The organism is Trebonia kvetii, assembly GCF_007827045.1.
Taxonomy (GTDB): Bacteria; Actinomycetota; Actinomycetes; order Streptosporangiales; family Streptosporangiaceae; genus Trebonia; species Trebonia kvetii.
This window is the reverse complement of sequence record NZ_RPFW01000004.1, coordinates 130498-143555: the sequence shown is the minus strand read 5'-3', so window position 1 is coordinate 143555 and position 13058 is coordinate 130498. Positions and strand designations below refer to the sequence as shown.

The 13058-nt window shown below is 64.6% G+C and carries 8 protein-coding genes and 1 pseudogene; 1 reads left to right on the top strand and 8 read right to left on the bottom strand.

The features are described 5' to 3' along the window. The 3 genes from EAS64_RS20635 to EAS64_RS20625 all read right to left on the bottom strand — a co-directional run bounded on the left by EAS64_RS20635 (window position 1) and on the right by EAS64_RS20625 (window position 3836). Window positions 1–2253, bottom strand: coding sequence for a DEAD/DEAH box helicase (locus EAS64_RS20635; RefSeq protein WP_145855137.1), 2253 nt, complete (start codon window positions 2251–2253; stop codon window positions 1–3). 212 nt (window positions 2254–2465) lie between these two features. Then, complete coding sequence (locus EAS64_RS20630; protein ID WP_145855135.1) at window positions 2466–2789, bottom strand: hypothetical protein; 324 nt, start codon at window positions 2787–2789, stop codon at window positions 2466–2468. A gap of 240 nt (window positions 2790–3029) precedes the next feature. Then, a complete protein-coding gene (locus tag EAS64_RS20625; RefSeq protein WP_187366066.1) occupies window positions 3030–3836 on the bottom strand; it encodes a DUF998 domain-containing protein in 807 nt (268 codons plus the stop codon). Between the two features lie 740 nt (window positions 3837–4576). Here EAS64_RS20625 and EAS64_RS47520 point away from each other — a divergent pair. Next, window positions 4577–5443 (top strand): annotated as a pseudogene (locus EAS64_RS47520) (glycosyl hydrolase family 28 protein); the annotation flags it as partial. Here EAS64_RS47520 and EAS64_RS20615 read toward each other — a convergent pair. The 5 genes from EAS64_RS20615 to EAS64_RS20595 form a co-directional block, all read right to left on the bottom strand. Beyond that, window positions 5360–6919, bottom strand: coding sequence for a phospholipid carrier-dependent glycosyltransferase (locus EAS64_RS20615; RefSeq protein ID WP_369333564.1), 1560 nt, complete (start codon window positions 6917–6919; stop codon window positions 5360–5362). The pseudogene EAS64_RS47520 and the gene EAS64_RS20615 sit on opposite strands and share 84 nt — an antisense overlap. A gap of 298 nt (window positions 6920–7217) precedes the next feature. Then, entirely contained in the window at window positions 7218–8033 is an 816-nt protein-coding gene (locus EAS64_RS20610) for a PIG-L deacetylase family protein (protein WP_187366065.1), read from the bottom strand. Further along, a complete protein-coding gene (locus tag EAS64_RS20605; protein WP_145855125.1) occupies window positions 8017–10530 on the bottom strand; it encodes a glycosyltransferase in 2514 nt (837 codons plus the stop codon). The genes EAS64_RS20610 and EAS64_RS20605 overlap by 17 nt, the downstream gene beginning before the upstream one ends. Beyond that, a complete protein-coding gene (locus tag EAS64_RS20600) occupies window positions 10530–11942 on the bottom strand; it encodes a glycosyltransferase family 4 protein (protein WP_145855123.1) in 1413 nt (470 codons plus the stop codon). The genes EAS64_RS20605 and EAS64_RS20600 overlap by 1 nt, the downstream gene beginning before the upstream one ends. Beyond that, window positions 11942–12697: a glycosyltransferase gene (locus EAS64_RS20595; protein ID WP_187366064.1), complete on the bottom strand. Its 756-nt coding sequence runs from the start codon at window positions 12695–12697 to the stop codon at window positions 11942–11944. Before EAS64_RS20595 ends, EAS64_RS20600 begins: the two co-directional genes overlap by 1 nt. Window positions 12698–13058: the final 361 nt, after the last annotated feature.

Sequence of the window (13058 nt, the reverse complement as noted above, 5' to 3'; positions counted from 1 at the left end):
TCACGCTGCCTTGAAGCGCTTGCGCTCCGCCGCCACGATCGCCTGCCGCAGTTCGGCCTCCGAGCGGGTGTCTACCGCGTCCGGCGCCGCGTTCGCCATGTCGCTCCGGCGCGCGTACTCGTCGAACGCTTCGCGCTTATCCGCGAGCAGTTCGAGTACCCGCTGGTCGACGCTGTCCTCGCACAGCAGCCGGTGCACGTCCACCGGGCGCACCTGGCCCATCCGGTGCGCCCGGGCGATCGCCTGCTCCTCGCTCGACGGGGTCAGTTGCGGCTCGGCGATGACGATCACCGACGCTGCCTGGATGTTCAGGCCCACGCCGCCCGCCTGGATCTGGGAGACCAGCACCGCTGGCCCCTTGGCACTGGTGAGCTCGTCCACCATCGCCTGGCGGTCGGCCGGCGAGATGCCCCCGGTCAGCGGGCCGATGACGCGGATGTCCTGGACGCCGTCCCGCCCTTTCAGCACCTCCATCACCGTCTCGAGCACGTCGCGGAAATACGAGAACACGATGACCTTGCGCCCGCCGTCGGCTGCCTCGCCGACGATCTCCACCAGCCGCCGGAGCTTCTGCGATCCCTTGGCCGTCCCCGGGTCGAACGCGGCCCGGCGCATGCCCATGAAGTTGCCGTCGAGTACCGCCTTCCGGTACGCGCGCAGCGCCGCTCCGTCGAGCGCCACCCATTCCTGCGTCTCCAGCCGGGCCGGCAGCTCGCTGAGCACGTCTTCCTGATTACGCCGCAAGTAGACCGGTGCCACCTTCTCCCGGAACTTGGTGCCGTCAAGCGACTCATCGCCGAGGTCGAGATTCTCGGCGACCTCCGGGCGAAGGTGCCCGACGAGCACCCGGAACTCCGCCACCTTGTTCTCCATCGGCGTGCCGGTCAGGAACAGCACCCGCCTGCTGCGCGCCGCCCACTCGCTGACCGCCTGGGTGCGCAGCGCGTTCGGGTTCTTGGCGTAGTGCGCCTCGTCGACGACGAGCATCGCCACCGACACGTCAATGTCCTGCGGCATCGCGCGCAGCGCCTCGAACGTCGTGACCGCTATTCCGCCCTTGGCCAGCCATTCATGCGTAGCCACAACCCGTTTAGTACCTGGAAGATGGAGCCTGCGGACGTCAAGCAGCGTGTGTCGCTCCACCTCGCGCGTCCAGTTGATCACCACGCTCGCCGGGCAGACGACAAGGAAATGCGTCGCGCCCTTGGCGGCCAGGTGGCACATCGCGGCGAGCGACTGCATCGTCTTGCCGAGGCCCATCTCGTCGCCGAGGATCACCCGCTCCTGGACCAGGGCGAACTTCGCGCCGAAGGCCTGGTAGCCGCGCAGCGATGTCTTGAGCAGTGACTGGTCGAGCGGCAGCACGCGGACCTGCTCGGCGATGTCGGCGGGGAGGAAACCCTGGCTGGCTTCCCTGGCCGGGTCGAGTTCCGCGACCTCGATCAGCAGGCCGTTGTAGGTGACGGGGCGGGCGAGGTAGTCGTTCCACAGCCGGGTGGCCCGCTGTTCCTTGTCGGCCTTCTCCAGCTCGGCTTCTGCCCTCGACAGCCGCTTGCGTGCGGTGGTGACCGGCTTGGAGTTGAGGATCTCGTCGAGCCCGGTGAGGGCATCGCGAGCTTCGGCCTTCTTCCGCCCTGAGAAGGTGAAGAGCATTCTCGCCCGGCTGGCGGCGCGGGCCGCCGGGTCGAGGCGGCTGCCAATCTCGCTCGCCAGCGGACTCAGGTCCGGGCCCTTCAGCGCGGATCTGGCTCGCTCATACCGGCGCAGCGCCGCGACGAGCGCGGTCTGCTCGGGGGTTCGGGCATCCGGGTCGATGCGAACGCGGATGGCTTCCTTGACCGACTCTCGTTGCTGGATGGCGGCGGACACGATCCGTTTGGCGGACCGGCGGCGAACACCGGGGATTCGCGCGATCTGTCCCGCTCCGGCTGCGAGGACCTGGCCGACCGTTTCCATGCCCGCGTCTATCAGCGGTGCGAACGTGACCCTTTTCTGAATGAGGTCGCGCAGGCTGTCCACCGGCATCGCATCAAGCGCCTCAGCGAGAAGCCGGCCGCGAACCGCCTCATACGCTTGCCGCGCGACGTCGCGGGCCTCCCCCGGCGCGGCCAGGACCGCGTCAATCGCGTCGCGGACCGCGCGGCCGTCGGAGACGACGGCGCGGGCTGCCTTCCCGGGGCGGAGCGGACTTGCCTCCGCGGGATTGTCCCCTGCTGACTGCGGGTCCGTCGTCAGTTCTGCCGCGCGCGCCACCGTGGTGAGAACCTCCGTATTAGAACTGGCGATCGGACCAATTGTGACATAGAGGATATCGGTCGATACGCCGGACGTCTCACTAAATCTCTCGTAGAGAGGCTAGACAGGACCGAGGCCGGAACATGACAGCGCCCCGTCAGTGTCCGCACTGACGGAGCGCTCTAGCGGTGTACTGCCTCCTGTCCTCGGGCAGTGCGTCTAGGTCGTAATCAGGCACCCCATCCATAGGCGTCTTGTGTCGCAAGCTCGCCCCAGAACTTCGGTTCGACTTGCGCTGTTACCTGAGCGGCTTCGAACATCGGCCCGAGCTCGGACTCCTGCTCTTTGAAGAAGGACTCAAAGCTCTTCCGGTCCGGCCACTCGTCCAGCACCATCAGGCTGCCGCCGTCGTCGGAGCCGTAGAAGCGGTGCGCGATGAGTCCATGACGCTTAGCCGCTTCCAGGATGCTCCCCATCTTCTGCGTGTTGTCCGAGACGAACTGCTCCAGCGCCTTCGGATCCCCCTCGACCTGCATCGTCATGATCACTGACATGACTCCCCCTCATCGGTGCAAACCCCGGTAGCTTTCGGCCTCCCCGGTTACCTGCCAGCGATCCTTCCCGCAGGCCAGACACGGTAACGCGTCAGATGGAACAGACTTCAAGCGGACGCTCAGGTCCGTCAAGGGCTACCGGCTCGAAGTGACCCGGCGGCCTGTCGTCCCCGACCTCACCCGCTCCGAGCATGCCCGCCGAAACCGGTCGTCTGGTCGACTGCCCAGCACGCAGCCGGATTAAGCCGCAAGCTTCCGCTGCGGCGGTTGCGTTGTCCGCCGCCGTACGGACCTGGCTGATGCTCCCAGGGCCCACCCGAACGTGGCGTCCGGCGCTGGACGCCCCTCAGCGGAGAGCGTGAAGTGCGGTCCGATCAGCCTGTTGTGAGAGTGGTTTCTGCTGATGTAGAACCCGAACAGGATCAGCCACACGCTCTCCGGGTACTGGGCCAGCCGTTCCAGCGCTCCCCCGCCGAAGCCGAACTGATGCTTGCCCGCGATGGAGACGCCGGCCAGCAGCACGAAGAGGCTGGTGACGATCATGAACTCACGGAGCCAGTTGTCGATCTCGATCAGGACCAGGCCGAGGATCAAAATGGCCAGCTGGCCGAAGCCGATTGCCATGATGGTTCCCACCGTGTGGAGGTGAGCGGTATTGACATTCTCGGGAACCGCTCCGACAAGGATGGCGCCGACGCCGCCCAGTGCCATGCACACGAATCCGGCAAGCGCGGCAGCACGTTCGCGCTGGTGCTCCGAGAAGCTGAACTCGCTGAAGATCAGAAACGCCCCCACGATCATGGCGAGGCCGAGGATGCCAATCGAGGCATCCATCACGACATACAGCGGCGAGCAGATATTGGAATTCGGCAGGCAAGCCGTATTGCCGAGGTCGCTGATCGCGTTGGAGGTGAAGCTGTACTCCGGCCGGAAGACCCAAGCGGTGAGCACCTGAGCTGCGAAGTACCAGCAACTCAGTAGAACGATGACCGGACCCATCCAGTCATGGCGATTGGTGAAAACCCGGATCCGTACCGGCTGGGTCACCGGCCGGGCTTGTTCGACAGGTCGGTTGATTTGATCCGTAGATCTCTCAGATGAATCAGTAGATCCCATCTTTCACGCTCGCTTCTCCAGCCACCCCCAGGCGGCGCGCTCTAAGTGCAGGATAGCGCTTAATAGTCGTTAACCGCAGCATCGTATTGCGCCTTTTTCACAAGGCCTACCTGAGCGACGACCAGCTCAACCGCCACCGCCCCGGCCCAATATGAGTAGCGCACGGGCCCAATACGAGTAGCGTCCCCCCTGATGCGTGCGTTCGCGCAGTTAGCCGAGGGGCAAATCAGCATAAAACGCGACAGTCCGGGCGGCGTCCGGGGCCATTTCCCGTGGATGGCCCACAATCACCGCGCCGGCCGGGCACGCTCGGGTCTCCCGCCTGCCCTTAAGTTCCCGGTATTGGGTTATAGGTGTATGGCTGAAGCCGCAACCATACGCCCGGGCGTCACTCCTTCGGCCCGGTGGCGTGAGGCTGCGCTGGCGTGCGGTACCCCTGGGCGGGATGCTGCAGCGGAACCGGCCTGCGGGCCTGGGCGCTTGACCTTTCCATGACCGCAGCTCTGGCTTTGCGGCCTTGCATCTCAGCGTAAGGGAGGCGAGTAAGCGTGAGTCGCCATGCGAGGGGTAGGGGTCGGGTGATCATTTCATCCGCTCAAAGGCGCAAGACCTAAGGGGAAGATTTGCGGAGAAACCGTTCCCTGATATTCTCACAACCCTCTGTAATCGGCATGATAGTGCTCACGTGCGCAGCAGCTGTCGCAGGGATAGGCTTTGGAGTGGCGTCTACGACGGCACCAGGTAACAGTGACAATTTTGCATGTTCCGCAAACGGCGCAAACGCTTCCCGTCACGTAACAGTCACCGATGTCAGCTCGAACGGTTCCGGAGACGATTATTCTGCGATCCAGAACGCAATTAATACGGCTGGCAGGCTAGGCGGCGGGATTGTCACATTGCGCGCTGGCACTTTTATGGTCAACGGCCACCTTACTCTGAGAAACAACGTGGAGCTTACCGGCATGGGTCCAGCTACCGTCATCAAGGCGGGACCGCGGTTCCTGGCCACCGAGTCACCCACAGGAGGATATCCCCTAGTCACCACAGGCGGGGCGACAAATACGACAATAGCGGACCTTACCGCCGACCAGAGCGGCGATACCTTGAACGGCAATACACCTGCGCGACTAGCCGGTTATGTCATCGAAGGCCGCAACTCAAACAACGTCGTCGTCAACCATGTCTATGTTCGCAACCCTTTTACGTACTCAATCACTATGGTGGGCACCAAGAACTTCTGCATAGAAAATAGTAGCGTTCGAGTTACCGATAGCAATCGATACAACCAGCTGGACGGCATCCATATCCTCGATTCCAGCCACGGCGAGGTCATCAATAATGTCATACAGTCCGGCGACGACGGCCTAGTGGCGCACACAATAAAAAGCTCCGTACACGACATTCTATACGCTCTCAACAATGTCCACGGAGGAGCTGCTGCGGATGGAATGCAGCTAGCATTGGGAGACTTCCCAATCTATGACATAAAAATTGAGAATAACAACTTTTACGGCTCGCGCTTCGGGATCCGCACCGGCTACTACGATCACCGCAATGGAGCCGTGAGCAACATCTTGATCAGCGGCAACAACATCCACAGCCTCGCCCAGGGTGGCCAGCACGCTGCCATCGCTATCGGTGGGTTCGGGGGCATCGGGCCGATTGCCCACGTCATCCTGAAAGACAATCAGGCGTGCGACGCCGGCACCGTCAGTGTTCAGCCAGGTCCCGGCAATGCTGTCAGCGGGACGGCCAGGTGCCAGGGCACGGAGCGGTAAGCGTGCCGGTAGCGCGTACAGGGCAAGGTCACCGTAGGTACGGCCACGGAACGAGAACAACAGACTGCCTGGGCGGATAAGTCGGCGAACCTGTGACGGGGACAGGTACGAATAGCCCTGGCTGACCTCTGCCCACGGCACCAGGACGTAACGGACGTGATACCGCGAGCGGGCCGCGGGCGTCACCCAGAACCCCACGTGATACCCGTAGTCGGCCAGCGCGTTCGCGCCCACGTCCCCGCTCAAGCCCATCGCCGCATCGGTGATGGGCGCACTAGGCGGTACATGGGCCGTCATATAGGAGAGCAGCCGCGTGAAACCGTCGTCGGGCTGAAAGAGCCACTGCGTGCAGGTCGCGAGATTAACGCTGAGACCGAGCCCCAGCACCACCGCGGCGGTGACTGCCTCCCATCGTCGGCGCGTCGTCCCGCGGTGTCTCCGGGACGCCGATGTACAGAGCAGTCGCCGTGCGGCCACCGGGATGATCAGCACGCTCGGCACCAGCAACAGATATAGCTCCTGTTCCTCGAGGGTCCCGAGAACGACGGCGTAGCCGAGCGCCAGCGCAGCGGCGCAGTACATGAGCCCCAGGAGCCGGAGCGCCGCGCCACCGCTACGGATCATGATCACCGTTGCCGGCACGGCCAAGATCAGGATCAGATATGTCGTCGAGAAGTAGCTCCCCTCCGCGAGAAGGCGAGCCGGGAGGGAGATCCCGTTGGAACTGTGGAAGCCAGTGACCTGGATCAGTCCAAGTAGCCGCCGGACGCCTGTTGTCTTGTCCAGCCAGAATGCGCTGGCGTATCCGTTCGCGGCGATCAGGGCCACATACATGGCGTAGGTGGCGACCGTGGTCCCGATGGTGAGAAGAGTCAGGGTGCGGCGAGGGCCCCAGCGAAGCGCGGCGGCGGCGGCCAGCGGAATCACTGTGAGCAGAGCACCCTCGTCTTTAGTGAGAGCGGCCAAGCCGAACAGCAAGCCGGCGGCTACCGCGCGGAGTCGGCCGCGAGGTGATGACGGATTCTCGATGAGCGGGATGAACACCAGGTAACCCAGTAGCACCCACATCATCATTGAGGTCTCCAGCATGACCCGGCCATTTTGCCGGATGCAGAATGGCTCAAAGGCGAAGAGCAGGCCGGCAACAACAGCTGGGCGCAAGGAATCAGCCCGGGCTGCCAGCAGGACGATGACCATCGCCGTTACCGCGGCCAGCAGTGCGTTGAGCACGCGCATCTGGTAGATCCAGCTCATCAGGGCGTGCTGGGTGCCCAGGATGTGTGCCCAGCCGGTCTCGAGGTAGAAGAAGGCCGGCCCGTGCAGGAAGAATTTGAACCCGCGGTACTGGGGGAACCCTCCGGAGAAGACGCTGCGGCCCAAGTCGACGTAGATGACCTCATCGCCGAACAGATCGAACGAGCGGCGCATGGCCAGCCTTATCAGGACGGTAAGGACGCCGATGGCCGCCGCTGAGACCCCGGTAGCTCGGGCTGGAACGCCCTTCAGATAGATCCGCGCCGTAACGTCTCTGACGTTAGTCGCTGTCACCTGTTCCTCCGCTCGGGGTAGCCATGCTTGCCGGACAGAAGAAGACCTCGGGAGCGAGCGGGATGCGATCGCCGGGGAACAGCGCGCGTGCCTGTGTCCGGTAGGCACGAATCAGCGCGGCCTTCGCCTCCGTGGGCTGCGTAGCCCCGGCCTCGATGAGCCCGCTGCGGGCGATGAAGCTCCTATCGGCTTGCTGACGCAGGTTGTAGGGGAAATCGCTGTAGTAGACGATGGGCGCCCCGCTGTGCTCCGCCGCGGTGCGGGCCAGCACGTGATCAACATGACCGCCGACACCGAGCGGTGCCAGCACCAGCGCCGATCGGTGGTCCGCCAGTCCCTGTACAAACCGGCACGCGTCCCGCAGCGTCCGGCTGTCGGACGGCGCGAGGTGCCCGGACTCCACCTGCAGCCGGTACACCGGGTATACGTGGTCCAATTCGGGCAGCAGGCGAGCCCATCGCCGACGAACGCCCGTAACCGCCCGTCGGCGATACAGCGCCTCGACCAGTCCGGCGTGCAGCACCGAGGCGACCCCGACCGATTCCAGCGCGGCCCCGTCCTCCGAACGGCGCTGCCTGTAGAGCGTCTCGGCATCCGGTGCCCCAACCTGGCGCAGGTAACTCCGCGCCGAGAGCGTGTACGGCGGCGGCCCGGCCTCCGTGAACAGCGTTGCGACGGTCACTTCGGTGCGTTCAGCGGCACGGATGATCAACTCACCGCACGAGAGCACCGCGTCGTCCAGATGCGGGGATAGCACGATGAGCGGTGAGCCTTGCCGGGCTCGCTCAGTCAGCAAGTTCACTGGCATACCAACCTCCACCACCAGGGTCAAGCAGTTGTCGCACAAGCGTCCGGTAGCGAGCCGCCGTCTCCGCCTGCCCATGGTCGCGTGCGGCCGCGCGGGCCGCCTGGCCCAAGCGGCGCCGTATGTCCTCGTCCCGCGCCAGAGTGCGCATCCCGGCGGCGAGGGCGTCGGCATCGAAGGACGGGACGCACACGTCGCCGTCTATCCAGCGCAAAGTAGGCAGGTCGAAATGCAGAACCGGCTTCCCCCAGGCCATGCCTTCCAGCGCCGCCAGGCCGAATGCCTCGTGCCGCGACGGCAGCACCACGAAAGCGCTGTCCTCCAGCAGTCGCTGCTTGCGCCGGCCGGTGACATGGCCGACCCAGTGGACATCACCGGGTGCGGCCTGCAGAAGAGCAGCCAGCCTGGACTCCTCGTGCCGGGTGCCGGCGCCCGCGATGATGAGCGGCATGGCCAGCCCGCTCCGCTCGTACGCTGCCAGCAGCAGGTCCAGCCCCTTCTGCCTGACTTCGATCCGGCCGAGAAACAGGATGTGCTCCCCCTGGCCTAGCCGCTCCTCCGGCAGGTGCGGAACTTCGATGCAGTTCGGTATGGTCTGGACCGTTGCCTCCGGGTTGCAGCGGAGTACCAGCGCATGATCGGCCGGGTTAAGCACTACAACGTCGCGGTAGAACCGGAGGCCAAACCGCTCGATGAGGAAGAATGGCAGCCGGTATCGCTGCCACATCTGCTTGCCCGACAGGCTCTGGGCGAATCCCACGATCGGCGATCCGGAAAAGAACGGCAGGAAGCTGGTCGAGAAGGGTGGTGTGAAACTCTCGATCCACACGTCATGTGGTGTCCGCCGGGCCAGGACGGGAAGCGATGCATGGAACAGCAGTTGACCGCCACGCGGCCCCGCCCAGCCGAAAGGCAATTGCCGGTAGCGTATTCCGTCCCGCACTACCACCCCGCCACGGTTAGCAACGGTCACGACCGTGACCTCATAGTCCGCGGCCAGCCAACGGGCGATCGTCTCGACAACCGCAGCGCCTCCGCCTCCGTAGTGCGGATTACCAGGGCTGTCGAAGCTCGAGATGACGATGCGCCCGACGCCCGGCGGACGCGCCCTTGTCGTGGAGATCTGCGGGCGAAGCCCGGCGGGGCGCAGGAACCGCATGCACGCGCGTAGTCCCGTGAGCGTCGCCACCACAATCCACGGGACCGGATGCGGCCGGAGCAGGATCAGCGCTCCGGCCGTCGCGATGGGTTCGGTCACGGAAATCCGCGCGAAGATCCCGCGGCCCTCGCGGCGCACGAGGCGATAACCAAGGAGGGCGACGGTAGCAACAGCGCCGAGCGCCATACCGATGGCCAAACCCATGATGCCGCCGATCCGCCATCCGGCCAGCAGTACCGCCACGTAGCCTGCCAGGCCTGCGCCGAGCCACGGGATGCACGAATAATCGTCCTTGGCTTGGAAGAAAGCCGTCACAAGCGCCACGCCGCCAATGGCCAGCCCGCCCATGGCGGTGAATCTCAGGAAACTCGCCATCGCGCCGTACTGGGGCGGGAACACGGCCCCAACAACGGCGACAGGCATAGTGGCCACGACAACGGTGACTGGCACCGCCACCGTCATATACATCTGTAGCGCCCGGGCGGCGATTGCGCCTCTGGCTGCCGGGTGCGACAGCGACGGGAAGAACGCCGTCACCACCCCCCCGGCTATAAACAGCGGCACCCGGGACAGCGTGGCGCTGACCTGGTAACTCGCCGCCGACGCATGACTGACGGGCAGCAAGGCAACCAAAACCACGTCGACGACGGTGAGCAGGGAAACCATCCCCTGCACCGCCGCGATGCGGAGTGCGCGATGCCACAGTCCGCGGTTCGCCGCAGCGGCCAGCCACAGCCGCCCCGCAGCACGGGGCAGGGTTGGCCACCGCACCAGCATGACGATGCCGCCGATCCCGAACGCGGCAAGCGCGCCGACCTCCCGCAGGCCGACGATCACCAGGAAGAGCCCGGCAAGGTTCTTCAGGACGTTTTCCCCGATGTAGAGGAGGGACAAAGAACGCATGCTCTGCCGGCTCTGCAGCCAGCCGGTGGTGACAGTGCCCAGGAAGATGATGAGGGTGCTCAGGGCAACGACGAGTGCCATCAGTGAGCCTCCGAACTGGGAGGCGACAATGCCTACCACACAGGCCGCCACGGCCCCGCTCGCAGCGCTTGCGAGCATCCCGAACCGGACCGCGGTCTCCTGCTCAGCATCGGAGCGGGCACGGACCATGCCCTGGACAAGCAGCCATGGGACGGTTACGTTCGAAATCGCCGTCGCCCATATGATCAGGGCCTGGCCAGCAGCGAAGATAGAATAAGTGGTCACATTCAGCAGCCGCGTTTGCATCAGTGCGTACCCGTAGTTCAGCAGCCCCACGATTGCCGTCGCGATGGTGGTCCACCGTGCGCCATGGGCAGCAGCCAATTCCTCATCGGGAACGTCACCAGTCATCAGTGATCGACCCAATCACTACCGCAGAGAACGACGGGACTGGTGGCCAGGTGCAGCCGGCCCGGCGATACGCCCGCCCGGCGCAACGTCGTGACCGCGTCGACCTCATCGCATCCGACTAGCAGCACGCTTAGCCCGCCGTCCGGCCGCCTAGTTATCGTGTCGGTAACCCGAAGGCCCTTCCGCAGACGCCGCTCCAGGTCGTCGTCCACTTGGTCGGGCGGCCAAGAGGCCACCGTGGTCAGGTCCACGGCACGCTGCATCGGCCATCTCAGCTCCCGATGCATAATCTCCGACAGCAGGACGCTGGCGAGCCTTTCCGCGCTAGAGTCCCAGGAGAACATGCCCGCCCACCGGCGGCACTCCTCCGCAAGGCACGAACGCCGGGTCGGGTCGGCGAGTTCAGCAAGCGCGCTCGCCAGCACGCTGGCCAGGTCCGCGCTAGGCGGTACTAGCCACCCAGTCTGGCGGTCGCGGATCGAATCCCGCAGCCCAGGAACGTCGTAAGCCACCGCTGGGGTGCCGAACATGTTTGCTTCCAGGACGGTGAGTCCCCAGCCCTCAGCGACCGATGGGACGGCGGTCAGCCACGCGCTGGCAAGCAGATCGCTCTTGGCTTGATCGGACACGCGTCCGGGCAGGGTGATGACCGTCTCTAGGCCGAGTTCGCGTACCTGCGCCAGCAGGGCATCGCGCATCGGCCCAGTGCCGCCGATAGTCACGCGGAGGTCTGGCATGCGGCGCAGAAGAGACGGCACCGCCCCCACCAGCAGGTCCAGGCGCTTATGGGGGACCAGCCTAGTCACGACCGCGATGGAGGGGGCCGGTGACCTCGGTACGCGACTCGGCGGCAACGGCTCAAGGCCGTTGGGAACGACATAGATCGGCCCTCTAAGACGAAGCTGGCGGCGGATCGCGATACGGGTCGAGGGAGAGACCGCGACGACCGGGCGTTCGCCGTACACGCGGCGCGTGGCCGGGCCTTCCAGGAAACGCCCGAGACGGTTGAGCGGCCACCTGAAGTACATATCGAACTGTTCCTGATGCACGTGGTGGACCACGCAGACGATGGCGGTGCCGCCAGGAGCCCAGAATGGGGCGAAGAACGGGATGCCGTTCTGAAAGTCGACGACCGCGTCGTACCTGCCGCCATACCGCCGCAAGTGGCGCGCTGCCTTCAGGTACACCCCGAAACGGCCTCCATCGCGCACGACGAGGTAATGGTTCGCCCAGTCATGTGACGGCGCGTCCTCGAACTCGGATGTGAACATGGTTACTTTCGCGCCGACAGCTGCGAACCGGCGGGCGATCTGCTCGGCATATGTCTCCGCTCCGCCCGCCGCGGGATTGGCTAGGTCCCGCCAGTTCAGAAACAGAATCCGGCGGCCTGCGAACTGCTGAAGCGCTGACATTAGGAAAACGTGGGACGCGCTAGGCGAAATAGGTCCACTACAGCGCGCCAGCCGTCGCTTCTCATACGCAATGTTGAGCCTTCCCTGTCTGACCACTTCACTGGTACCTCGATGATGCGGACGCCGCGCTGGGCGACCGCCCAGAGCAGTTCGATGTCGAACGCGAAACCGTCGATGCTGAGCTGAGGTGCGACGGTACGAACGAGATCTCCGGCAAAGAACTTGAACCCGCACTGGGTGTCTGCGATCTCCCGCAATATCAGGTTCGCCAGCATCCGGAATGCCGCCCCGCTGGCGGCCCGGAGGAAGGGCTGCCGCTCAGCAAGGATCGCGCCGTCGACCCTGCGGGAGCCCACTACAGCTTGGGAACCGGTTTCGAGCAGAGGCACGACGATGTCGAGCGTCTCGATGGGCGTCGCCAGATCGGCGTCCATGTAGCCGACGAATCGTGCGCGTGAGGTGTGAATACCGCGTCGCACCGCGGCGCCTTTCCCCCGCTGGGTGCAGCCGATGACGCTGACCGGCACGTGGTGGGATCGCGCCTTGCTAACGAGATCAACGGTCTGGTCAATGCTGCCGTTATCGACCACCACAAGGGATGATGAATACGTTTGCGCTTCAAGGTATTCGATCGCGCGAGTCAGCGTCTGCGGCAGCCGTCCGGCTTCATTGAGGCTCGGTATCAGGACCTCAAGGTGACATGAAGGACGTCGCAGCGCCTCAGGGATCTCTGGCTGCGATCCAGAGGTGGTCACAGCTAGCACACGCGATTGGCGCGCTCTCTTCGCGACAGCATGGCCCTGGCCGGCTGGCCGCGCCCTTGCGAAGCCCGTTTCCTGCCGCGGTCGTATTCGATATGCATTCACAGACGGTCCCCGCTGTTCTCTCGGCACAGTGAACAAGCCGCGCCGAATACAGAAAACTTGCGATCCTCGCCTAGAAGCGCTTCAGCCAGCCTCTCCATGTGGAGAAGCGCGGTTTAGTCGTTGGCCGGTGACTGGATATTACGAGTTTAAGGTCATGGAAATTGGGATGGCTTCCATCAGTTGGCGTCTTTGTCCTACGTCGTCTGGTGGAAGTTGCGCACGCCTGGCGCCTGGACGCGCGGCAGGATGA

Excerpts from the sequence above, each read along its gene's own strand:
- EAS64_RS20630 (WP_145855135.1), bottom strand. The coding sequence starts at position 2,789 with ATGTCAGTGATCATGACGATGCAGGTCGAGGGGGATCCGAAGGCGCTG.
- EAS64_RS20615 (WP_369333564.1), bottom strand. The coding sequence starts at position 6,919 with ATGCGCGTGCTCAACGCACTGCTGGCCGCGGTAACGGCGATGGTCATC.
- EAS64_RS20605 (WP_145855125.1), bottom strand. The coding sequence starts at position 10,530 with ATGACTGGTGACGTTCCCGATGAGGAATTGGCTGCTGCCCATGGCGCA.
- EAS64_RS20600 (WP_145855123.1), bottom strand. The coding sequence starts at position 11,942 with ATGTCAGCGCTTCAGCAGTTCGCAGGCCGCCGGATTCTGTTTCTGAAC.